Here is a 19,275-nt window from a genome sequence, read left to right as displayed (position 1 = left end):
TAGTGGGGAATGAAACATCGTGAACATCAAATGGGCAGAAAAACTGCGCAAGGGCCTGCACGGCTCGGCCGACTCGCTGGGCAACCTGTGCGTCGAAGCCTTCCATTACCTTGCCCTGTTCGGCATCGGCGCCATCACCGCCTATGCGGCGGTGGTCACCTTCCTGGACATGCTCGGCAAGGGCGGGATCAGCGTCGATGACATCCTGCTGCTGTTCATCTACCTGGAGCTGGGGGCCATGGTCGGGATCTACTTCAAGACCAACCATATGCCCATCCGCTTCCTCTTGTACGTGGCAATCACCGCGCTCACCCGCCTGCTGATCGGCGATGTTTCGCACCACAAGGCGCCGGATGAGGGGCTGCTGTACCTGTGCGGGGGCATTCTGCTGCTGGCGTTCTCGATTCTGGTGGTGCGCTACGCCTCGTACCGCTACCCCTCGACCAAGGTGCTGGATGCCAACGGCAAGCAGGTGGAAGAGGGCAAGTAGCCCTCAATTGGCCAAGAACGCACGGGGCTCGTGACGGGCGTCGCGGGTCAGCGCAGCCAGCACCTGCAAGGGGTTCTGGCCCAGCTCGATGGCCAGGCCCAGGCGTATGCTGTCGATCACCCGCTGCAGGCGCACTGGGTCGTTGCGCTGGGCTCGGGTGATCAGGCGCTTGGCAACCACGCCAGCGTCATCGGAAAGGGTCAGCATGATGCTGCCGTCAAGGTTGGCAATGCTCAGGTTTACCCGGTATTCGGGGGCGAAGGCGGCGCTGATCTGCTCGAATGGATTGTTCATGCCTGAAGCCTGCAAAGATGGACTGCAGAAATTGACCGGCCCGCACCCGGTTCGTTCAAGTAGGGCAATTGGCCATTAGCGCAACTACACTCCTTGCATCGCAGCCGCGACGCATGGCCAATGGCCGGCAAAGGAGTGCCCGTGCTTCCCTCATCCGCTGCCCGCCAGCGTGGCGCAATCGGCCTCATGGCCGTGTTTACGCTGGGCCTGGCGCTGTTGTTCATGCTGCTGGTGATCGACAGCGGCCGGTTGTACCTGGAGCAGCGCAAGCTGCAACGCATTGCCGACATGTCCGCGCTGGAGGCGGCCGGCCAGTATGCCGTTTGCACCGGCAGCGGGCCGCAGGCCACAGTGGTTGCCCGGGCGGCGGCCACCCGCAACGGCCATGCGCCCGGCAACCCGCTGGCGGCCAGCTGCGGCTACTTGCAGACCGGCGCCAACAGCCTGCGCACCTTCACCACGGACAACAACCGCACCGAGGCGATCCGGGTGGATGTGAGCAACACGGTCCCCACCAGCGTCGCGGCGGGGGTGTATAGCCTGGCACAGGGCACAGGGGTGCCGCTGACCACCAGCTTGCACGCCCATGCGGTGGCATCGTCGCCTGTTCCACCGCAGGCCATGCTGAGTATCCGAACCACCCTGGCCACCGTCGATTCGCGACAGTCGGCGTTGCTCAATGCCCTGCTTGGTGCCTTGGGCGGTAACGTGCAGCTTGATGTGGCCGGTTGGCAAGGCATTGCCAGCACCCAGCTCAACGTGCTGCGCTACCTGGACCAACTGGCCATCGACCTCAACCTCAAGGCCGGTGACTATCGGCAACTGCTCAGCGCCGATGCTACCGCTACGCAACTGCTGCAGGCGGCGGTGAAAGTACTGCAGCAGAGCGGCGCGGCCGCCAACGTGGTGACCAACCTGGGCAAGCTGGCACTGGGTGCCAGCAACAGCACCTTGCTGCAGCTGGGCGATTTGCTCGACATCCAGAACGGGACCACGCAGGCCGGGCTGGATGCCAGCATCCAGTTGCTGCAACTGGTGCAGGGCGTTATCCAGCTGGCGGTCAGTGAAAGTGCGGCAACGGTGGACTTGCCGGTCAGCGTGCTGGGGCTGGTCAATGGCCGGGTCCGCCTGAAAGTGATCGAGCCGCAGCAGATTTCTGCGGTGGGTGACCCGCGCACCGATGAATTGCGGGTGCATACCGCGCAGGTGCGGGCGATGATTTCGCTCGACCTGCCGCTGCTCGACTCGGTGTTCGGCTTGCTCAATGCGGTACTCGACCTGGTCGGGCCGATCACCAATGTGCTCAACAACCTGCTGAGCCTGAACCTCGCCAGTACCTTGCAATCGGTACTGTGCCTGGTCGGCGTGCCGTGCACTGTCACCGATATCATCCTGGTCCCGGACAAGCTGTCGCTGGATATCGGCCTTGAGGTGGCGGAAGCGACCACGCGCCTCGACCCGCAGGCCCCAGGCACCTTCAGTTGTTCACCCAAGCGCCTTGTCACGCAGGCGCAAAGCTCGGCGGCCAAGGTTGCGGTGGGGCGTTTCGAGTCCAGCAATGCGTTCTTCATGAGCGGCACCACGGTGGTCAAAGCATTGCCGTTGGTGGACATCGGCACCAAGCGGTGTACCCAGTTGCTGGGCATTGGCACTTGCCAGGCGCGAGTTCCTTTCGCCGCTGGCGGGCTGGGCGTGCGCGTCAGCAGCAAGGTCTTGGGCAGCGGGGCCGTTGAGCGTCCACTGGTGTTCCAGGCGCCCGACAGCGTGCCGCCCAACATCGGCATCAGCCCTGCCTACCAGAGCATGCAAACCGCCAACAGCACGGTCGTCGGCAGCCTGGCCGAGACCTTGCAGGGCATACAGCTTGAAGCCTACAAACCCACCGTGAACAGCGGCCTTGGCGATGTGCTGGTGCTGGTTGGCAACGTGCTCGGCACGGTCAAAGGTATCGTCGAGCCCTTGATCAGGAACCTGCTCAGCCCGCTGCTCGACCCCCTGCTCAACGTGCTGCTCAAGGCCCTTGGCATCGACCTGGTCAACGCCGAGGTCGGCGCCAACCTCACCTGTGCCAACCGCGCTCAGTTGGCCTTGTAGATCGGCAACCACACTTCGAAGCAGGCGCCTTCGTTGCGGTTGTGTACCGCCAGCCTGCCGCCCATGGCATCGACGATGCCGTGGCTCACCGACAAACCGAGCCCGGTGCCGACCCCTGCTGGCTTGGTGGTGAAGAACGGCTCGAAAATGCGCTCGAGCAGGCGCGGGTCGATACCGCCGGCGTTATCTTCCACCAGCAGGCACAACTGCCCGTGCTCGATGCGCTGGCCTAGGCGGATGTGTGGGTGGGCAACGCGCCGTTCCAGCAAAGCGTCCCGCGCATTGACCACCAGGTTGATCAGCACCTGCTCGAGCTGGTCCTGATGGCCAAGCACGTGCGGGCACCGCTCGGGCGCCTCGATGGCCAGCGTCACGCCTTTGCTGCACAAACCCTCGGCCAGCAGCCCCTGCGCACCGAGCACCGCCACCCAGGCGGCGAACACCTGCTGTTCGACCTCGGACCGCCGCCCATGGGTGCGCAAATGCTCGACCAGGCGAATGGCGCGCTCCAGCTGGTTGTCGATACGCTGCAGCTTGCCTGTCAGGTACGGAACATCGGCGGCACCGCTTTCCAGGCGTTTCAGCCCGTTGACCACCGCCAGGCGCATGGTGGTCAACGGCTGGTTGAGTTCATGCACCAGCCCCGTTGCCAGTTCGCCCAAGGTGGCCATCTTGGCTGCCTGCAGCAGTTGCTGCTGGCTATGGCGCACTGCCGTGTTGTCGCGGGCAACTGCCTGGATCTCCACCAGTTGCCCGTGCTCATCGAACAGGCCACGCTCGGCCCACACCCACCAGGCGTTGCGGCGCCCCGGTAATTGCAGGCAGACCTCGGCACTGCTCAACGGCTGCTGCGGGCTCAGCGTGGCGAGGCGCTGCACGAACGCCGTGCGTTGGCTGTCGCTCATCCACTGGCCCAGGTTCATTTCGCCGAGTTGCTGTGGCGGGCACTCCAGCAGCTCGGCCAGCGGCCGATTGCCGAACAGCAATTGCAGCGCAGGCGTGTACCGGCAGATCAGCGCGGGCGAGTCTTCCACCAGCGCCCGGTAGCGCTCTTCGCTCTGGCGCACGCGTTCGGCAGCCTCGGTGGCCTCGCTGACATCCAGCCACAGGCCCACGACCTCCACCGGTTGCCCTAGGTCGTCACGTAGCAGGCGGGCCTCGTCCAGTATCCAGTGATAGCCGCCGCGCTCATCACGCAAGCGGTAGCGGCTGCGAACCTGGCCGTCGCGCAGTAGCGTGCGCGTACGTTCCAGCCATAGCGTGCGGTCGCTCGGGTGCACCGCCTGGCCGGGCTGCTGGGCCAATTCGCCGTCTTTGGGCCAGCCCAGTAGCGGTGTCAGGCTGGCGCTGAAAAAATCACTGTGCAGCGCCCCGTCGGCGTAGCGCTGGATGTAGATCACCGCTGGCGAGCTGGCGATCAGGTTTTCCAGCCGGGCGCGGGCCGCCCCGGCCTGTAGCTCCTGGGCTTTCAAGGCGCTGATATCGAGCACGAAGCCCTGAACCTGGCGCCCGCGCAGCTGGCCGACCCACTGCAGCCAGCGTGGGCCCGCCAGGTCGTCGGCGGGCAACAGGCGCAGGTTCAGGTTCAAGGCGATGCCGTCGCGCAGTTGCGCCAGCGCCATGCGTGCAGCTTCGCGGTCGGCCGGGTGCAAACGGCCGAACCATTGTTCGCAGGTGGCATCGCGCGGCAGGCCCAGGCGTGATGCCAGGGCCGGGTCGAATGCCAGTGGCCCCTGCAAGGGCCATGACCACCAGCCAGCGCCCAGTTGCTGCTGCAGTTCATCCAGGTGGCAGGCGCGCTGCTGCAGCTGCTGCTGGCGCAGGCGGCTGAGCAGCGGCTCGACCAGCGCGGGCAGCAGGGTAGCCTGCGCTTGGGGTGTGGGTGGCCTTGGTGCCCCGGCACACAGTAACCAGGCCTGAACACAATGGCCGTGCTGGTAGGGCAGGGCGACCAGCGGCAGGCCGGCAGCCGACGACTGCAGCAGCGGGTGCTCGGCCGCCAGCTGCCGAGCGGCGGCTGGCAACGTATGCAGCCAGGCACGCAGGCGCTCGTCGTCTGCCCAGGGCCAAACGGCATCGCTGCTGGCGTAGCTGTACCAGCCGCTGTCACCTGGCAGCAGCAGGCGCAGGGCCCCCGCCTGCCAGTGCTCGGCCAAGTGTTGCAGTTGAGCGGTTGTGGTCGGCAGCAGGTGCTGTTCGTCGCAGTCACGCATGGCGCGGCCAAGCGCCAAGGCCAGATGGTGCTGGGCCAGGTCATGGGCGTGGTTTTCGCGCTCACCCAGCAGGTCGCCGATATCGAACACCTGCAGCAGCCATCCGTCAGCCTGGCGCAGGAGCCAGCCGCGCGTATGCAGAGCAGTGCCGTGCACGGTCACGAAGTCCAGGTCCAGCGGCTGCCCCTGCCAGTCCGCCGGGGCGCCTTCGAGTACCAGCCAGCTATGCCGTTGCAGGTAGTCATGCACCCGCGCGGCGTGGTGCGGGCTTGCCGGCAGCAGCGTGCGCAGCGGCCCGGCCAGGCGCAGCACGTGGCCTTGATCATCCAGCCACAATTGCAACCCGGTGGCTGGTGGGTGCTGTTCTGCCGGCAGCGGGGCCTGGCCGCCGAGCCAGCGCTCGAACAGGCCGTTCACAGTTGCAGGCTCGCTTCGGCACGCAGCCGGTCGGGTAGGCGCGGTACCTCGCCAATCAACGGCAGCACCAGCATGGGCAGCACATGAGTGAGTTTTGCCTTGGGATAATCGATGGCTACCGTCAGCAGCTTGTCGGAGCCCAAGGTGACCTGTGCGTCGCTGGCCGGCTGGAAGTCGAAGGCAGCAGGCAGCCACTGCAACTGCTGGCTGATGACCTGGCGGGCGAGGTTCTGCACATCGTTGGTGTAGCTGGGGCTGTCCGGGTCCAGCGCCACGCAGCGGCGCACCGCCTCGGCGCTGGCCTGGTTGAACGATTGCAGCATGAGCATGGGCAGGGAGTAGCTGACAAGGCCGTAGAACACGGCGAAGAAGATCATGAACACCGCGGCGAACTCGATGGCTGCCGCACCGTGCTGCCGTTTTGCCGGGCCTGCTTTCATGATTGCGTCTACCCTGACCATGTGTCCTGAACAACAGCATAGAACCGATCGACGAACAGGGATGGCCAATTGCCCATGCACAGCTTTGCATTGCTGGTCTGGCTAGCGTTGTGCGCCGGGCAGGATGCCCGCGAACGGCAGATAGCCAATGTACTGACGCTGGGTGCCGCAACCCTTGCGCTGGCCTGGTTGCTGGCCACAGGGCGCAGTTGGCTCGGTGCCCAGGGCAGTGATGCGGCGCTGGCGTTGTTCATTGTGCTGCTGCTCACGCTGCCGGGCTACGCGCTGGGGCAGTTCGGGGCCGGTGACGTCAAGCTGCTCGGTGCGTTGGCGCTGGCCAGCAGCGTTGCCCATGTGCTGGTCACTTTCATTGCTGCGGGTGTGGTGCTGGTGGCCTGGCAGTTGGTCCGCCGAGGTGCACGACAGCCGCGGCAAAAAAGGCCGTTCGCGCCCTGTCTGCTGGCAGGCTTTGCCATCTCACTGGCCTGCCTGGGCTGAGCGTTGACGGCACGGCAAGCCCCCGCTAATTGTTGCGCTCGGTCATCTTGGTCCAGCGGTAGAAGTCGGGGATCTCGTACTTGTAGGTATCCAGCCAGCGCTGCATGGACTGGTCGCGTTCCCGCGCCGTTTGTACCTGCAGGTGGCGCGAGGCCTGTGCGCCGCTGGACTGCACGCGCAGCAGCCGCTCGGTGGCCGTTTCATCCTTAGGGCTCGGGCGCGGGTATTGCTCGGCGTGCAGCGCCGCGCTCCCCACGCAGCAGGCCAGCACCATCACGTACCTGATCATGTTCACCTCCCAGTTTCAATTGACCATCGGCTGCGATGCCTGGGCCGAGGCGACCGGGCCTCGGCCACCGGCCTTGATCTGCCCGGCCCGCGCCTTGGCCGCGGCAAACTGCCGGGGCTCGAGCTGCAAGCGGCCGACCAGGTCGGTCGCCTGCTGCCAGTTGTCCTGGAGCAGCGCCAAGGTCACCAGGTTGATCGCAGGCAGGGGGTTGTCGTCTTTCAGCTCGATGGCCGTCAGCAACTCGAAGCGAGCCTGCTCATAGCGCCCCAGGTTCATCAGGACCACGCCCAGGTCATTGCGTACGCGTTCATCGGTAGGCGCCAGGCGTACAGCACGCTGCAGGTTCTGCAAGGCCTGGATGTCGTCGCCACGTGCCGCGGCCAGTTGGCCCAGGCCATGCTCGCCTTCGGCAGCCAGGCAGCCGCCCAGCAGGCTGCGGTACAAGGGTTCGGCCTCGCCAAGGCCAAGCAGCCGGGACACTTTGGCCTTGCGCAGGCGCACCTGGTCGAGGGTGTCCGGCAGTTGCTGCAGGTGCGCAAGGCTGGCATGCGGGCGGCCGTCATTGAGCATCTCGTCCGCCAGGTTCAGGGCCAGTTGCTGATCGGCGTCCGGCTTGCTGCAACCGGCGGCAGTGAACAACGAGCGCAGGCCTTGCGGCTGTTGCCCGGCGCAGCCACTCAGCAACACCAGGCATGCGCACAACACGACTGTCTTCATCCCGCTTTCCTCAGGGGCTCAACGCCCGCGCCAATGCAGAGAAGCCTGGCCCGGCAAGCACGATCAGCAGGGCCGGGAACAGGAATACCATCATTACCGCCGACATTTTTGCCGACATCATCGACACCCGCTCTTGCAGGCGGGTCAGGCGGCGGTCATCGAGCAAGGCTTTCAGGGCCAGCAACGACTTCATTGCGCCGCTGCCCTGGGCCAGCAACTGGCGCAGGATCACGCAGGTGTCGGTGAATTCGTCCACCGCCAGCACCTGGGCGGCCTTGTCCAGCTCCGGGCCCAGCCCCAGCCCCGAATCCACCCGCTGCAGTACCTGGCGCAGTTCCTCGCTGATGTTCGGAATCAGCGTTCGTCCTTCCTGGCTCAGCAGGCGCAGTGCCTGCTCGACCGTCAGCCCGGTTTCGAACAGGATTCGCAGCATGGGGATCATCAGGCCAACCTCTGCGGCAATGCGCTGCTGGCGCCGGGCGGCAGCCAGGGCCAGCAGGCGCTTGGGCAGCAGGTAAGCGGCGCCCAGGGCACACAATGGCCAGACCACCCAATGGGCGGCGGCAGCGCCTTTGAAGCCTTGCTGCAACAGCAGGGTCAGTACCACCGCCAGCAGTGGCAGGCCCAGTTGCACGGCGGCGAACAGCGCGCGCTGGCGGCTGCGACGCCAGCCGATGCGCTCGAGCAGGGCCTGGCTTTCACCGTCGAACTTCTGCAGCCGCTGCCCCCAGGGGCTACTGCCCAGCCAGTGCAACCAGCCCTCCAGGCGCTCGGCACGGGCCAGGCGCCCCTGTAGCCTTCGCGCCACCAGCACCCGGGCCCGCCATTGGCGAATGGCCTGCTGGGCAAACAGGCCGGCGGCGATCAGCAGGCACAGGGCGCAGATCAGCATGGCCATGTTCACAAGCTCCTCATCATGCGCCACAACACCAGGCAGCCGAGTACCTGCAAGGCGAAGGCCAGCAACAGCATCAGTTGGCCGCTGCTGTCACGCCACATGGCCAGCAGGTAGTGGGGGTTGGCCAGCAGGAAGTAACCGACCATCGCCAGTGGCAACGCCCCGAGAATGATGGCCGTGATGCGCGTTTCGCCGGTCATGGCCTTGAGCTGGCGGGCCCCTTGCTCGCGCTCGCGGATCAGCTTGATGAGGTTCTCCATCAGTTCGCTGGCGTTGCCGCCATGGCGCTGGTTGATGCGCAAGCCCAGGGCGAACAGCCGCAATTCGTCTTGCTGGTGCAACTCGGCCAGTTCGGTCATGGCGTCCTCCAGCGGCACGCCCAGTTGCACATTGCGCCGGACCCTCGCCAGCGTAGTGCGCAATGGCTCGCGGCTGCTGTCGATAGCGCCCAGTACCGCGTCATTGAGCGTGCGCCCGGCCTTGAGGCTGCGCACGCTGTAGTCCAGCAGGCCGGGCAGTTGCTCGACGACGTGCCGCATGTGCCGACGGCTCTGCCAGCTGATGAGCAGGTAGGCAATGGCCGGCAGGCCGGTCAGCAGCATCAGCGCAGCGACCCAGCCAAGCGCGACCAGCGCCAACAGCACCAGCCCCAGCCAGGCCAGCAGCCAGCGCTGGGGGTGCAGCTCGACAGTCGTCAAACCGGCGCGTTGCAGCAGCGGGTCGAGCCAACTGCGCCGTGCCGCACCATTGCGCACAATGCTGAACGCGCGCCCAAGGCGTTGCAGGATGCGCTCTTCGTGCCGCTTGTACAGGCCGCGGCGCAACAGCAGCAGGGCCAGGCCCAGCAACAGCGGGCACAGCGCCAGCAGCAGCGGGCCGGTCACATCAGGCCCTCTGCCTTGAGCTTGCTGCCGGCCGGGTGGAGCGCCTCGCGCAGGAAGCTGTCACCGCCCCGGCGGTCCAGGCGGAACAAGGTGTTGGTGACGTACACCTCATCGCGCACGCCAACCACCTCCAGCACCTCGCTGACGCAGCGTCGGCCATCGGGCAGGCGGGTCAGCTGGATCACCACGTCCAGCGCTGCACAGACCATTTGCCGCAAGGTCTTTTCGGCAACTTGCCGGCCACTCAGGCCGACCAGTGTCTCCAGGCGCAAGAGTGCGTCCGGTGCACTGTTGGCGTGCACGGTACTCATCGAGCCATCATGGCCCGTGTTCATTGCGGTCAGCACATCGAGCACTTCGCTGCCGCGGATTTCGCCGAGGATAATGCGGTCCGGGCGCATGCGCAGGGCGTTGCGGATCAGCTCGCTGGCCTTGATCTCGCCGTGCCCTTCGGCATTGGGCGGGCGGGTTTCCAGGCGCACCACGTGGGGGTGGTGCAGTTGCAGTTCGGCAACGTCTTCGATGGTGACCAGGCGCTCGCGAGGGGCGATCATCTGGCTGAGGATGTTCAGCAGGGTGGTCTTGCCGGTGCCGGTGCCGCCGCTGACCAGAATGTTGCAGCGCTTGCCCACGGCGCGTTCGAAAAAGTCGAAGATAGGCTGGTCGATAGCGCGGGTGGCCAGCAGGTCGGCACTCTTGAGCATGTCCTGGCGGAATTTGCGGATCGACAGGCACGGGCCGTCCAGCGCCACGGGCGGAATGATCGCATTGACCCGGCTGCCGTCGGGCATGCGGGCGTCGACCATGGGCGAGGACTCGTCCAGGCGTCGCCCGAGCGGGGCGAGGATGCGTTGCATCACCCGCTCTACATGGTGGGCGTCGATGAACCGCAGGTCGGTCTGCTGCAACAGGCCGGCCCGCTCGACGAACACCCGATGGGGGCCATTGACCAGAATTTCGGTGACGCTGGGGTCACGCAGCAATACTTCCAGCGGGCCGAAGCCGGTCAACTCGTCCACCAGCTCTTCGGCCAGCCGCTCCATTTCATACCGCGACAGCGCCAGGCGCAGGCGCGCAACGTAGTCACCAACCTGCTCCAGCACGAACTGGGTCAGCGCCGGCCGTGCGCCCTCCAGCAGGTTGCGGCCGCTGTCCTCGATGGCATCGATGGCAAAGCGGTGCAGTGCGCGCTTGAGCGCGTAGGGGTCGCCCGCGGCTGGTTGCGGGCCACCAAACGGTTGATCGTTGTTCATTTGCTGCCCCAAAGCCGGCGCAGCCAGGTGACGGCCGGCGGTGCGAGGTTTTCCGAGCGCCGGGCCAGGCGTTCGCCCAGGCTGCGCAAGGCTTGCGTAAGCGGCTCACGGGGGGCCAGTTCGAACAGGCTCAGGCCCTGGTTTTTCACGTTCAGGCGCACTTCAGGGCTGTAGGGCAGGGCCCTGAGCAAAGGCAGCGCGTAGCGCTTGGCCAAGGTGTCGGCGTCGGGGGCAACGTTGCTCAGGTAGCGGTCCACCAACAGGCTGGCGTGTTCCAGCTTGATGCCATGATCACGCCACAGGTCGAGTACCTCCAGGTTGCGCCGGCACTCGAGAATGTTCTGGTCGGTGTAGATGATCAGTTTGTCGCAGTGGCTGACCAACGTGCGCAGGGCTTCGCTGTCGGCATGCCCGGCGAGGTTGACGATGATGTGCTGGAAGTGCTGGCGCAGGGCGCTGAGCAGCATGTACAACTCGGCAGCGCTGGTGTGTTGCAGTGGCTCATCGGTTTCGGCATAGGTCAGCAGGCGCAGGCCTGTGTTGTCGCGGGTGAATGCGCTGTCGATCAGTGTGGTGTCGAGGCGGCGCAGGTGGCGCAGGGCGTCACCGAAGTAGAACGATGCCTCCAGGCCCAGCAGCGTCAGGCTGTCGCCACGCGGCAGGCCCAGGTCCAGCAGCAGGGTTTGCTGGCCGCTCTGCTGCACCACACGGGCAAGGTGGGTAGTGAGCAATGCGCCGTCGGCACCGCTTTGCACCCCGAACAGCACCGTCAGCCCGCCCAGGCTGGGGTTGCTGGCCACCGCCGGCATGCGTTTGCCCAGGCGCCGCACCAGCCCGGCCACTTCGCTGGCGCGCGAGCCATAGGCGACGAAGTCGCGGGCGCCAGCGCGCATGGCATGCAGCACCAGCTGGTTATCCAGGCCATCGCCGAGGGCGACGATCGCCAGCATTGGCTTGGCCTCCAGCACGCCCTCGATCAAGGCGCACTGGTTGATCAGTTGCTCGCGGTCCAGGCCGATGAACATCAGGTTGCTGAAGGTGGCATTGACCAGGGCCAGCAGCTCGTCGAGGCTGCCACCGTTGGCACCGATCACCTGGCCTTGCGGAGCCAAGGCGCCCTGCAGCCAGTGCAGGTCCTCTTCGGTGCGGGTGATGGCGAGGAAGGTCGGGTTCAGGCTCTCGTTCATTGCGACAGCCCGCCCTTGCCATCGAAGTTGCCGTTCTCCAGGAAGAACAGGCGGCCCCAGCTGGGGTCGTAGTTGCGCAGGTGCTCGCCCGGCAAGGGCGGCAGCTTTGCATTGACCGCCAAGGGTTGCACCAGGTGCGGGGTGACGATCATCAGCAGTTCGGTTTCGTCGCGGCGCATGGTCGAATTGCGGAAGAACGCCCCCAGTATCGGCAGGCTGCCCAGGCCGGGCAGCCGGTCTACCGCTGAACGGGTGTTGTTGCTGACCAGGCCGCTGATGATGAAGCTTTCACCATCGGCCAGGGCGATGCTGGTGTCGGTGCGCCGTACCGTCAGCCCCGGGACCTGAGTACCGGCGATGGTCACCACGTTGCTGTAGTCCAGCTCGCTGACTTCGGGGGCAACCTTGAGGGTGATCCGGCCTTGGCTGATAACCGTCGGGGTCAGTGCCAGGCGTACGCCGAACTCCTTGTACTCGATCGAGACGTTGTCACTGCCGGCACTGGGAACAGGGATCGGAATTTCGCCACCGGCCAGAAAGCTGGCCGTCTGGCCACTGAGCACGGTCAGGCTCGGGCGCGCCAGGGTGTAGGCGAAGCCGCTGTTCTCCAAGGCATTGATCATGGCCAGGAAGCGGCTGCTGCCACCGCCCCAGACGATGTTGAAGACGCTATTGTCGAGTGGAATACCGGGGCGCACATCCGCATATGCGATAGGGTTCTCACCTGTCTGGGCGCCAGGCACATAATCAGGGCGCACTACGGTATTTGGCACCGTACCAGGCGAGCCAATCAGGCTATTGTTCGACCCCTTGAAAAACAGCCGCGCCCCTGCCTCCTTGTATTTGCTGCGGCGCACTTCGACAAACCGGATATCGGCTTGCACCTGGCTGGGCAGTTGCGTGTCCTGCGACGGCAGGAAGCTGTCCTGGGCCATATCGGCGCTGGCCCGCCCGCGGACGAACACCATCGCCTTGTGCGGTGACGGCGTGCAGGCTGTCCACATCATCAGGCTGGTATTACCCTGGCCCACTGCGGTAATCACCACACCGCGCTCACCGCTGGCCTGGACATCGGCCACCTTCGGCTCGCCGACCGCAACCCGCTCGATCGCCACCGGCAAGCGCAGTTCCTGCTGCAGGCCCTGGTCGATCTCGATGATCGCAGGCAGTTGGTCGAACGCTTCGCAGCCTTTGGGTGCCGCCTGCGCCTGGGGCAACAGCGCGGCCAGCATCCCGGTCCAACATGCTTGTCTGAAGAAGGGACTTCGCATCACTGCATCCTTGCCGGTTCAGGGGTTGTTGGCGCTTGCTTCAGCCGTGGCACCACGGATGATGTGCATGGCGGGCGCGGCATGGCTGGGCGCCGGGCTCGCCACACTGGCCACCGGCGCCTGGGACAGCTGGCTGAAGCGGTAGAGCGCGCGGTTGGCGGCCTCCACTTGCGGTATCGCATCGGCCTCGCTCCAGTAGCGCGGCAGGCGCTGTTCATCGGCGCTGCGCACTGCCAGGCGCAAGGTGCCGGCCTGGGCGGCCAGCATCAAGCGGCTGGCCATGGCCTCGGGCACGGCCACTGCCACCGTGCGGGTGCCTGCGCCGTTGCCCAGGCCGCTCTGGTCGCGGCGGGCCTTTTGCTCCTCGGCGCTCTGCGCCGGGCGGCCATCGTTGGCCAACCCCGTTTGCTCGCCGACGCTCAGCACACGCAGGGCCGGCAGTACCACCTGGGCCGAGGCTTGCGGGTTGTTGGGCTCTTCGCGCAGGAACAGCAGCACGTCAACGTAGTCACCCGGGCGCAGTTGGCCAGCGGCACCGACCACTTCATCCACGCCCAGTGCCACCGCCCGCTCGTGCGCGCGGATCATCCGTGCCAGCGGCCCGCCGGCCTGAAAGCTGGCTTCTTCCAGCCAGGTGCCTGCCGCCAGGGGCCGGGCGCTGCTGCGGCCGATCACCTGGGCGACCTGTTGATAAGCACCGGCGGGGGCGACCTGCAGGCGCTCGACCAGCACATCGTCTTCAGTGAGTGGGGTATTGGCTGGCACGGCCTTGCGCAGCACGACTACCGCCGTGCGCGGCGCTTCCACTGGCGCGCTGGGCGCTGGCGCTGTGGCCACGCTCGGCGGTGCAACGGTAGGCGCGGCGGCGACAGGGGCGACCGGCGGACGGCTGAGCACCACGCCCCAGTAGCCTGCCAACAGCGCCGCCAGCAAGAAAAACGCGGCCAGGAATAGGGTCAAGCGGCTGCTCATCTCGGCCTCCCTGCACGCGTTGGATGATGGCGAAAAGTCACTATTTCGCTATAGCAAGTTAGCGCAGCCATCGCCATTTGCCATGAGCCCGGGCAGTTTTTTTCAGGGTGCCGAGCAGGTCACGTGAAAACAAAGAGTTAGCGAGTGGCGGGTGGTTAACCAAGGCGGGCTAATACTTTCTGATTAACCCTTTAATACATTTGCAGTTCGCACCGGCTTGGCAATTCTTTGATGGCAGATCGGTGTCATTTTGATACCACCGCCGCCGGCATCCATGCCGCAAGGAGCTGAAGCATGAAACTGTTCATTCTGCACTGCATGAATTTCCTGCATCGCAAGGACGGTGCATCCGGTATCGAATACGCCGTCATCGCAACCATGGTTGCAGTGGTGCTGGCGGCTTTCGTCGGGGATATTTCCTCGGCCGTGAACGCAACGTTCACGACTATCAAGGATGCGCTTTGAGACCTGAAAGGGAGCCAGCGGCATGCAGAACGCTTGCGCGCGTCAGCAGATCCTCCTGGTGGATGACGAGCAGGACGTTCTGCTGGAATTGGCGGAGCTGCTCGAAAACGAAGGCTTCGCCTGCCTGACCGCCACCTCGGTGAAGGCGGCCTTGCACCAGCTGACCTGTCACCCCGACGTAGCCTTGGTGATCACTGATGTGCGCATGCCGGGCGAAAGTGGCATCGGCTTGATCAAGCGCCTGCGCGAGCATACCGCCCGCCTGCATTTGCCGGTGATCGTCATGTCGGCACAAGCCGACCTGGATGACGTCAGCGAACTGGTTCAATTGCAGGTACTGGACTTCTTCCGCAAGCCGATCTACCAGGCCCGTTTGCTGGAAACCCTGGACAACCTGTTCCCCGTATCACGCCTGCGCGTCGTCAATTGAATTGACCCGGGCGGGAACGAAAACGCCCGGCACTTGGCCGGGCGTTTCGGTTGTTGCGATCAGGCGTCGGGGTCATTCAGTTCCAGGGCGCCGCGCTTGCTGCGCAGCTTGCCGTAGAAGTGCTCCAGCGCGTGGTTCAACTTGGTGGCGGCACCATCCACTGCCTGGTCCAGCGAAGCGGCCGTGTGGGTTACGGAAATCGGTTGGTGGCCTTTGGGGCGAGCCTCCATCTGGCAGCGTTTGTCATGCAGTCCGGGCTTGGCGCCATTTTCGTCGCGCAGGTGCACCTCGATGCGGGTGAGGTCGTCCTCGTAACGTTCAAGTGAGCTTTCCAGTGTACTGCGGACCCACTGGTCGAGCCGGGCGTTGCCTTCGAAATGGTTGCTGCTGTTGACCTGGATTTGCATGATTCAATCCTTATTCAGCTTGCTCGCATGGAGGCGCGGCCAGGTCCTTGAGACCGTTGGAAATTCTGCGCCTCTTGACTTTAAGGTCAGGCAACCGCGGGATGAATTCAAGCCCTTTCGGAAAATAAATTTCTTGTTGCATATCTGCGCGCACCGGCAGCTTGTCGTTGAAGCTTTGCTTGTGAGAATTGAAATCATTAGTATTGCAGCCCCGAACACGCCCGGACCTTCGCCATGACGCGCAAAACCGCCGGCCTTCCGCTCAGCTACCGCCTGGCCGTGGCCTCACGCAGCCTGGCTGCGCTGCTGGGCGGCTACCTGCTGGCGTCTGCGGCCAGCGTCTGCATCGCCGTGGTGGCACCGTTGCCCAAGGTCGACGCCACGCTGATCGGCCTGATGCTCTCGTTCGTTTTCTACCTGCTGGCGTTCATCTGGTGCTTCGCCTGCCGCAGTGCCTGGCGCGCGTGGCTGGGCGTGCTGGCGCCAAGCCTGCTGCTGGGCGTGATCAGTGGCATTGCCTACTGGATGAAAACCTCATGAAAGACGGCTTCCGCCAGGCCATGGCCTGGTTGCATACCTGGACCGGCCTGATCTTCGGCTGGCTGTTGTTCGCCATTTTCCTTACCGGCACGCTGTCGTATTTCAAGGAAGAGATCAGCCACTGGTCGCAGCCTGAGGTGCGCAGCCATGCACTGGACCCGGCCCATAGCCTGGCCCTGGCACAGCGTTACCTGCAGGACAATGCCGGGCATTCGGGCACCTGGTTCATCCGCTTGCCCAACGCCCGCGAAGCGGGCTTGAGCGTGGGCTATCGCGACCCCAACGGCGGGCCGCGCGGCTTTGTCAGCAAGACCCTCGATACCCAGACCGGGCAACCGGTAGAGGCACGCGACAGCCGCGGTGGCGAGTTCTTCTACCGCTTCCACTTCCAGCTGCAGATGCCGTACCCCTATGGCCGCTGGCTGTCGACCTTCTGCGCCTTCATCATGCTGCTGGGGCTGGTCACCGGCATCATTACCCACAAGAAGCTCTTCAAGGAGTTCTTCACCTTCCGCCCCGGCAAGGGCCAGCGCTCGTGGCTGGATGGGCACAACGCGATCGGCGTGCTGGTGCTGCCGTTCCACCTGATGATCAGCTACAGCAGCCTGGTGCTGTTCATGTACATGGTGATGCCGGCGGGGATCATGGCCAGCTATGGCAACGACACCGGCAAGTACTTCAATGACCTGTTCGGGCGCAACGATGCACCCAAGGCGGCCCAGGTGGCCACGCCGCTGGTCGCGCTGCCCAGCCTGTATGCCAAGGTGCAGGCGCTGCAACCCGAGGCACGCATTGGCAACATCCAGGTGCAGAACCCGGGCGACCGCAATGCCCGTGTCACCTTCACCCAATCGGCGGCCGACCATGTGCCCTACCGGCGCAGCGCCAACTGGACGTTCGATGGCGCCAGCGGCACGCTGCTGAGCCAGGGCAAGCCGGAGAGCGGGGCCATGATGACGTCCTTCAGCTTTGCCGGCCTGCACATGGGCAACTTTGCCGGGCCCTGGCTGCGCTGGTTGTATTTCTGCTTTGGCATTGCCGGTACTGCGGTGATTGGCACAGGCTTGGTGATGTGGCTGGGCAAGCGCCAGCTCAAACATGCCCAGCGCGCGCACATGCCCGGCGAGCTGCGCCTGGTCGAGGTGCTCAATATCGCCAGCATGAGCGGCCTGCTGCTGGCAGTGGCGGGCTTCTTCTGGGCCAACCGGCTGATCCCGGCCGCTGCCGCCGGCCGTGCCGATTGGGAGGTGAATGTCTTCTTCATCGTCTGGGGCCTGTCCCTGGCCCATGCCGTACTGCGCAGTGGGCGCCGGGCCTGGGGCGAGCAGCTGGCGCTGGGCGCATTGGCCTTCGCCTTGCTGCCGCTGCTCAATGGGCTGACCACCGACCGTGGGCTGAACCATTCGCTGGCGGCAGGTGACTGGGCCATGGCAGGCCTGGACCTGACCGCGCTGGGTACCGGGCTGTTCCTGGCCTGGCTGGCCGGCAAGATGCTGCGCAGCCCCGCGCCGCTGGCCAAGCGCGCGGCGCGGGCGGCAGACAAGCCGCGCGCCGAAGCGGCGCAGGCACGCTGATGCTGGGGAACGCATTGCTCGCCTACGCAGGCTTCGTTGCCTTGTGCCTGGCCATGGACAAACATTTTACCGGCCTGCTCGGGCGCAAGCCGCACCCCGGCCAACTGCGCCTGTTGCGCGTGGCGGGCTGGTCGTTGCTGGTGCTCTCGCTGGTGTTCAGTGTGCACCTGCGTGGCTGGGCCCATGGCCTGGTGGAGTGGGTGGCGGTGATGATGGCGGCGGTCACCGTGTGGGTCTTCGCCCTGCCGTACCAACCGCGGCTGTTGCTGGGCCTGGCTGCCGGCAGTGTGCTGCTGGGCCCGGTGCTGGCCGTTTGGGCGGCGTGACAGCATGAGCGAGCAGGGCGATACGCTCGGGCCGAATGCCGACAGCGCAGGCGGGCGTGCGCGTTTTGTCCAGGTGTTCCAGGCCCAGCGTGCACGCATGGAGGCACTGGTCAGCCGGCGCGTGGGCTGCCGCGCCACGGCGTCGGACCTGGTCCAGGAGTTGTTCCTGCGCTTCTGGCGTCGCCCCGAGGTGAAAGTCGAGGCGCTGGATACTTACCTGCTGCGCTGTGCCGGCAACCTGGCCATCGACCACCTGCGCAGTGAGGGCAGCCGCGAACGCATTGCCGAAGCCGCGCTGGCGGTGGACGAGGCGAGCATGACGCATGCGCCGGAGCAGGCCGTGGAAGTGGACCACGACCTGCAGCGTATCGAGGCTGCCTTGCGCGCCTTGCCCGAGCGCACCCGGCAGATCTTCCTGCTCAACCGCATTCACGGCTGCAAGTACGGCGAGATCGCCAAGGCCATGCAGCTGTCCCAGAGCGCGGTGGAAAAGCATATGATGCGCGCCCTGGAAGCGTGCAAGGCAAGTGTTGCCGAGCCCGCGTCCACCCCGCGCCGGCCTGGGAGAGCCTGCCGATGAGTCCTATACCGCCGATCACCGAGGCGCAGGCGCAGGCCGCTTTGCGCTGGCTCAGCCGCATCAGCGAGCAACCTGCAGTGGCCCAGGGGGCCTCGTTCAAACGCTGGCTGCTGGCCGAGCCCGGGCACCGCGCCGCGTACGAACAGGCCCAGGCGCTGTGGCGCAACAGTGGTGTGGCGGCGTCGCGGCTGGCTGCCGAAGAGCATGCCAGCCTGCAGCCCTACCTGGCCGCCATGGCCCGCCCGGCTGCCAGGCGCCCCGGCCGCGCGCGCCTGGCGGCAATCGGGCTGGCGGCCTGCCTGGTGCTGGCCATTGGGGTCGCCGGGGGCTGGCACCCAGGCTACTGGCTGCAGGACCTGCAGGCCGACTACAGCAGTGCCGGGCAGATTCGCCAGGTTACCCTGCAGGACAACTCGCAGGTGACCCTGGATGCGGGCACTGCAATTGCGGTCGATTTTGCCCATGGCAAGCGTCGCGTGCGCTTGCTGCATGGCGCGGCGTTCTTCCAGGTCACGCATACCGGCGAGCCATTCCTGGTCGAAGCCAACGGCGGTGAAGTGCGGGTACTCGGTACCCAGTTCGAGGTGCGTGAGCAGGGGGACGGCACGCAGGTCACGGTGCGCAGCGGGCGGGTGGCGGTGAGCCCGGCCGCGGGGGCTGCGGCCAGGGAGCTGACGGCCAACCAGCAGGTGAGCTACGGCGCCGGCCGGGCCGGCGCAACCCTGGCGGTGGACAGCGACAACCGCCTGGCCTGGCGCCAGGGCTGGCTGAATTACTACCAGGTGCCACTGGCGCAGGTGGTCGAGGACCTGGGGCGCTACTACCCGGGGCGGATCCTGTTGCTGGATGAGGAACTCGGGCAGCGTAAGGTCAGTGGCAGTTTCCCCTTGGCCGAGCCGCTGCTGGCACTGGATTCGCTGGGCAAGGTGATGGGCTTTTCACGGCAGACCGTGCTGGGCCGTTTGACGCTGATCCGCTAGCCCCTCTGCCGGCCGCCGTTGGCGCCTGCCGTGGAAGCGGCTTTGCCAGCGAACCG

Annotated in this window: 22 protein-coding genes; 10 read left to right on the top strand and 12 right to left on the bottom strand. The window is 65.7% G+C overall.

Going from position 1 to position 19,275, the window contains the following annotated elements:
- Positions 1–19: 19 nt before the first annotated feature.
- Entirely contained in the window at positions 20–490 is a 471-nt protein-coding gene (locus K4A76_RS19355) for a phosphate-starvation-inducible protein PsiE (protein WP_009681701.1), read from the top strand.
- 3 nt (positions 491–493) lie between these two features.
- Here the strand turns inward: K4A76_RS19355 and K4A76_RS19350 are convergent, their stop codons facing one another.
- Positions 494–784, bottom strand: a complete 291-nt coding sequence (locus K4A76_RS19350) for a DUF3509 domain-containing protein (protein ID WP_009684480.1) — start codon at positions 782–784, stop codon at positions 494–496.
- A 141-nt stretch (positions 785–925) separates the two neighbouring features.
- On the opposite strand from K4A76_RS19350, the gene K4A76_RS19345 reads away from it, so the two are divergent.
- Positions 926–2,878: a pilus assembly protein TadG-related protein gene (locus tag K4A76_RS19345; protein WP_274410955.1), complete on the top strand. Its 1,953-nt coding sequence runs from the start codon at positions 926–928 to the stop codon at positions 2,876–2,878.
- Here the strand turns inward: K4A76_RS19345 and K4A76_RS19340 are convergent.
- Together K4A76_RS19340 and K4A76_RS19335 are read right to left on the bottom strand one after the other, a co-directional pair.
- Positions 2,863–5,508, bottom strand: a complete 2,646-nt coding sequence (locus K4A76_RS19340; protein ID WP_274410954.1) for a PAS domain-containing sensor histidine kinase — start codon at positions 5,506–5,508, stop codon at positions 2,863–2,865. The two genes, K4A76_RS19345 and K4A76_RS19340, sit on opposite strands and share 16 nt — an antisense overlap.
- Positions 5,505–5,948: a TadE/TadG family type IV pilus assembly protein gene (locus tag K4A76_RS19335; RefSeq protein WP_054913939.1), complete on the bottom strand. Its 444-nt coding sequence runs from the start codon at positions 5,946–5,948 to the stop codon at positions 5,505–5,507. The genes K4A76_RS19340 and K4A76_RS19335 overlap by 4 nt, the downstream gene beginning before the upstream one ends.
- 75 nt (positions 5,949–6,023) lie before the next feature.
- Between K4A76_RS19335 and K4A76_RS19330 the strand changes: the two genes are divergently transcribed.
- A complete protein-coding gene (locus tag K4A76_RS19330) occupies positions 6,024–6,446 on the top strand; it encodes a prepilin peptidase (protein WP_274410953.1) in 423 nt (140 codons plus the stop codon).
- Between the two features lie 25 nt (positions 6,447–6,471).
- On the opposite strand, the gene K4A76_RS19325 is transcribed toward K4A76_RS19330, so the two are convergent.
- Genes K4A76_RS19325 through cpaB form a run of 8 tightly spaced genes read right to left on the bottom strand, consistent with a single transcriptional unit; the run spans position 6,472 to position 13,917 of the window.
- Positions 6,472–6,735 (bottom strand): DUF3613 domain-containing protein, encoded by a 264-nt coding sequence (locus tag K4A76_RS19325; protein ID WP_236186222.1) that lies wholly within the window; start codon positions 6,733–6,735, stop codon positions 6,472–6,474.
- 15 nt (positions 6,736–6,750) lie between these two features.
- Positions 6,751–7,452: a tetratricopeptide repeat protein gene (locus K4A76_RS19320; protein ID WP_115294730.1), complete on the bottom strand. Its 702-nt coding sequence runs from the start codon at positions 7,450–7,452 to the stop codon at positions 6,751–6,753.
- Between the two features lie 10 nt (positions 7,453–7,462).
- Positions 7,463–8,350: a type II secretion system F family protein gene (locus tag K4A76_RS19315; protein WP_029885795.1), complete on the bottom strand. Its 888-nt coding sequence runs from the start codon at positions 8,348–8,350 to the stop codon at positions 7,463–7,465.
- A 2-nt stretch (positions 8,351–8,352) separates the two neighbouring features.
- Positions 8,353–9,234 (bottom strand): type II secretion system F family protein, encoded by an 882-nt coding sequence (locus tag K4A76_RS19310; RefSeq protein WP_274410952.1) that lies wholly within the window; start codon positions 9,232–9,234, stop codon positions 8,353–8,355.
- Complete coding sequence (locus K4A76_RS19305; RefSeq protein WP_274410951.1) at positions 9,231–10,487, bottom strand: CpaF family protein; 1,257 nt, start codon at positions 10,485–10,487, stop codon at positions 9,231–9,233. The genes K4A76_RS19310 and K4A76_RS19305 overlap by 4 nt, the downstream gene beginning before the upstream one ends.
- Positions 10,484–11,674, bottom strand: coding sequence for a pilus assembly protein (locus tag K4A76_RS19300; RefSeq protein ID WP_274410950.1), 1,191 nt, complete (start codon positions 11,672–11,674; stop codon positions 10,484–10,486). The genes K4A76_RS19305 and K4A76_RS19300 overlap by 4 nt, the downstream gene beginning before the upstream one ends.
- The gene (locus K4A76_RS19295; RefSeq protein ID WP_274410949.1) at positions 11,671–12,945 is read right to left on the bottom strand and encodes a type II and III secretion system protein family protein; all 1,275 of its coding nucleotides are present in this window, start codon (positions 12,943–12,945) and stop codon (positions 11,671–11,673) included. The genes K4A76_RS19300 and K4A76_RS19295 overlap by 4 nt, the downstream gene beginning before the upstream one ends.
- 18 nt (positions 12,946–12,963) lie before the next feature.
- Positions 12,964–13,917, bottom strand: coding sequence for a Flp pilus assembly protein CpaB (gene cpaB / locus K4A76_RS19290; RefSeq protein WP_274410948.1), 954 nt, complete (start codon positions 13,915–13,917; stop codon positions 12,964–12,966).
- Between the two features lie 294 nt (positions 13,918–14,211).
- Here cpaB and K4A76_RS19285 point away from each other — a divergent pair, with 294 nt between their 5' ends.
- Together K4A76_RS19285 and K4A76_RS19280 are read left to right on the top strand one after the other, a co-directional pair.
- Positions 14,212–14,382 carry a Flp family type IVb pilin gene (locus K4A76_RS19285; protein WP_054913291.1) on the top strand — a complete coding sequence of 57 codons (171 nt, stop codon included), beginning with the start codon at positions 14,212–14,214 and terminating at the stop codon, positions 14,380–14,382.
- A gap of 22 nt (positions 14,383–14,404) precedes the next feature.
- On the top strand, positions 14,405–14,812 hold the full coding sequence (locus K4A76_RS19280; protein ID WP_054905432.1) for a response regulator: 408 nt from the start codon (positions 14,405–14,407) through the stop codon (positions 14,810–14,812).
- A gap of 59 nt (positions 14,813–14,871) precedes the next feature.
- Here the strand turns inward: K4A76_RS19280 and K4A76_RS19275 are convergent, their stop codons facing one another.
- On the bottom strand, positions 14,872–15,219 hold the full coding sequence (locus K4A76_RS19275; RefSeq protein ID WP_274410947.1) for an HPF/RaiA family ribosome-associated protein: 348 nt from the start codon (positions 15,217–15,219) through the stop codon (positions 14,872–14,874).
- Positions 15,220–15,453: 234 nt separating this feature from the next.
- Between K4A76_RS19275 and K4A76_RS19270 the strand changes: the two genes are divergently transcribed.
- From K4A76_RS19270 to K4A76_RS19250, 5 genes are read left to right on the top strand one after another with little or no spacing between them, the layout of a single operon-like run.
- On the top strand, positions 15,454–15,759 hold the full coding sequence (locus K4A76_RS19270) for a DUF3649 domain-containing protein (protein WP_054913287.1): 306 nt from the start codon (positions 15,454–15,456) through the stop codon (positions 15,757–15,759).
- Positions 15,756–17,333: a PepSY-associated TM helix domain-containing protein gene (locus K4A76_RS19265; protein ID WP_274410946.1), complete on the top strand. Its 1,578-nt coding sequence runs from the start codon at positions 15,756–15,758 to the stop codon at positions 17,331–17,333. The genes K4A76_RS19270 and K4A76_RS19265 overlap by 4 nt, the downstream gene beginning before the upstream one ends.
- Positions 17,333–17,659, top strand: a complete 327-nt coding sequence (locus K4A76_RS19260; protein WP_110679667.1) for a DUF3325 domain-containing protein — start codon at positions 17,333–17,335, stop codon at positions 17,657–17,659. The genes K4A76_RS19265 and K4A76_RS19260 overlap by 1 nt, the downstream gene beginning before the upstream one ends.
- Positions 17,660–17,663: 4 nt before the next feature.
- Complete coding sequence (locus tag K4A76_RS19255; protein ID WP_110679666.1) at positions 17,664–18,239, top strand: RNA polymerase sigma factor; 576 nt, start codon at positions 17,664–17,666, stop codon at positions 18,237–18,239.
- Positions 18,236–19,219, top strand: coding sequence for a FecR family protein (locus K4A76_RS19250; protein ID WP_274410945.1), 984 nt, complete (start codon positions 18,236–18,238; stop codon positions 19,217–19,219). Before K4A76_RS19255 ends, K4A76_RS19250 begins: the two co-directional genes overlap by 4 nt.
- Positions 19,220–19,275 lie beyond the last annotated feature (56 nt).

The organism is Pseudomonas sp. NEEL19 (genome assembly GCF_028751975.1).
Classification (GTDB): domain Bacteria; phylum Pseudomonadota; class Gammaproteobacteria; order Pseudomonadales; family Pseudomonadaceae; genus Aquipseudomonas; species Aquipseudomonas juntendi.
The sequence above is the reverse complement of the archived record's forward strand: the minus strand, read 5'-3'. Positions and strand labels throughout refer to the sequence as shown.

Coding starts and splice junctions, on each gene's coding strand:
- K4A76_RS19320 (WP_115294730.1), bottom strand. CDS start 7,452: ATGAAGACAGTCGTGTTGTGCGCATGCCTGGTGTTGCTGAGTGGCTGC.
- K4A76_RS19285 (WP_054913291.1), top strand. CDS start 14,212: ATGAAACTGTTCATTCTGCACTGCATGAATTTCCTGCATCGCAAGGAC.
- K4A76_RS19305 (WP_274410951.1), bottom strand. CDS start 10,487: ATGAACAACGATCAACCGTTTGGTGGCCCGCAACCAGCCGCGGGCGAC.
- K4A76_RS19255 (WP_110679666.1), top strand. CDS start 17,664: ATGAGCGAGCAGGGCGATACGCTCGGGCCGAATGCCGACAGCGCAGGC.
- K4A76_RS19325 (WP_236186222.1), bottom strand. CDS start 6,735: ATGATCAGGTACGTGATGGTGCTGGCCTGCTGCGTGGGGAGCGCGGCG.
- K4A76_RS19250 (WP_274410945.1), top strand. CDS start 18,236: ATGAGTCCTATACCGCCGATCACCGAGGCGCAGGCGCAGGCCGCTTTG.
- K4A76_RS19335 (WP_054913939.1), bottom strand. CDS start 5,948: ATGAAAGCAGGCCCGGCAAAACGGCAGCACGGTGCGGCAGCCATCGAG.
- K4A76_RS19315 (WP_029885795.1), bottom strand. CDS start 8,350: ATGGCCATGCTGATCTGCGCCCTGTGCCTGCTGATCGCCGCCGGCCTG.
- K4A76_RS19350 (WP_009684480.1), bottom strand. CDS start 784: ATGAACAATCCATTCGAGCAGATCAGCGCCGCCTTCGCCCCCGAATAC.
- K4A76_RS19330 (WP_274410953.1), top strand. CDS start 6,024: ATGCACAGCTTTGCATTGCTGGTCTGGCTAGCGTTGTGCGCCGGGCAG.
- K4A76_RS19275 (WP_274410947.1), bottom strand. CDS start 15,219: ATGCAAATCCAGGTCAACAGCAGCAACCATTTCGAAGGCAACGCCCGG.
- K4A76_RS19260 (WP_110679667.1), top strand. CDS start 17,333: ATGCTGGGGAACGCATTGCTCGCCTACGCAGGCTTCGTTGCCTTGTGC.
- K4A76_RS19280 (WP_054905432.1), top strand. CDS start 14,405: ATGCAGAACGCTTGCGCGCGTCAGCAGATCCTCCTGGTGGATGACGAG.
- K4A76_RS19295 (WP_274410949.1), bottom strand. CDS start 12,945: ATGCGAAGTCCCTTCTTCAGACAAGCATGTTGGACCGGGATGCTGGCC.
- cpaB (WP_274410948.1), bottom strand. CDS start 13,917: ATGAGCAGCCGCTTGACCCTATTCCTGGCCGCGTTTTTCTTGCTGGCG.
- K4A76_RS19265 (WP_274410946.1), top strand. CDS start 15,756: ATGAAAGACGGCTTCCGCCAGGCCATGGCCTGGTTGCATACCTGGACC.
- K4A76_RS19270 (WP_054913287.1), top strand. CDS start 15,454: ATGACGCGCAAAACCGCCGGCCTTCCGCTCAGCTACCGCCTGGCCGTG.
- K4A76_RS19300 (WP_274410950.1), bottom strand. CDS start 11,674: ATGAACGAGAGCCTGAACCCGACCTTCCTCGCCATCACCCGCACCGAA.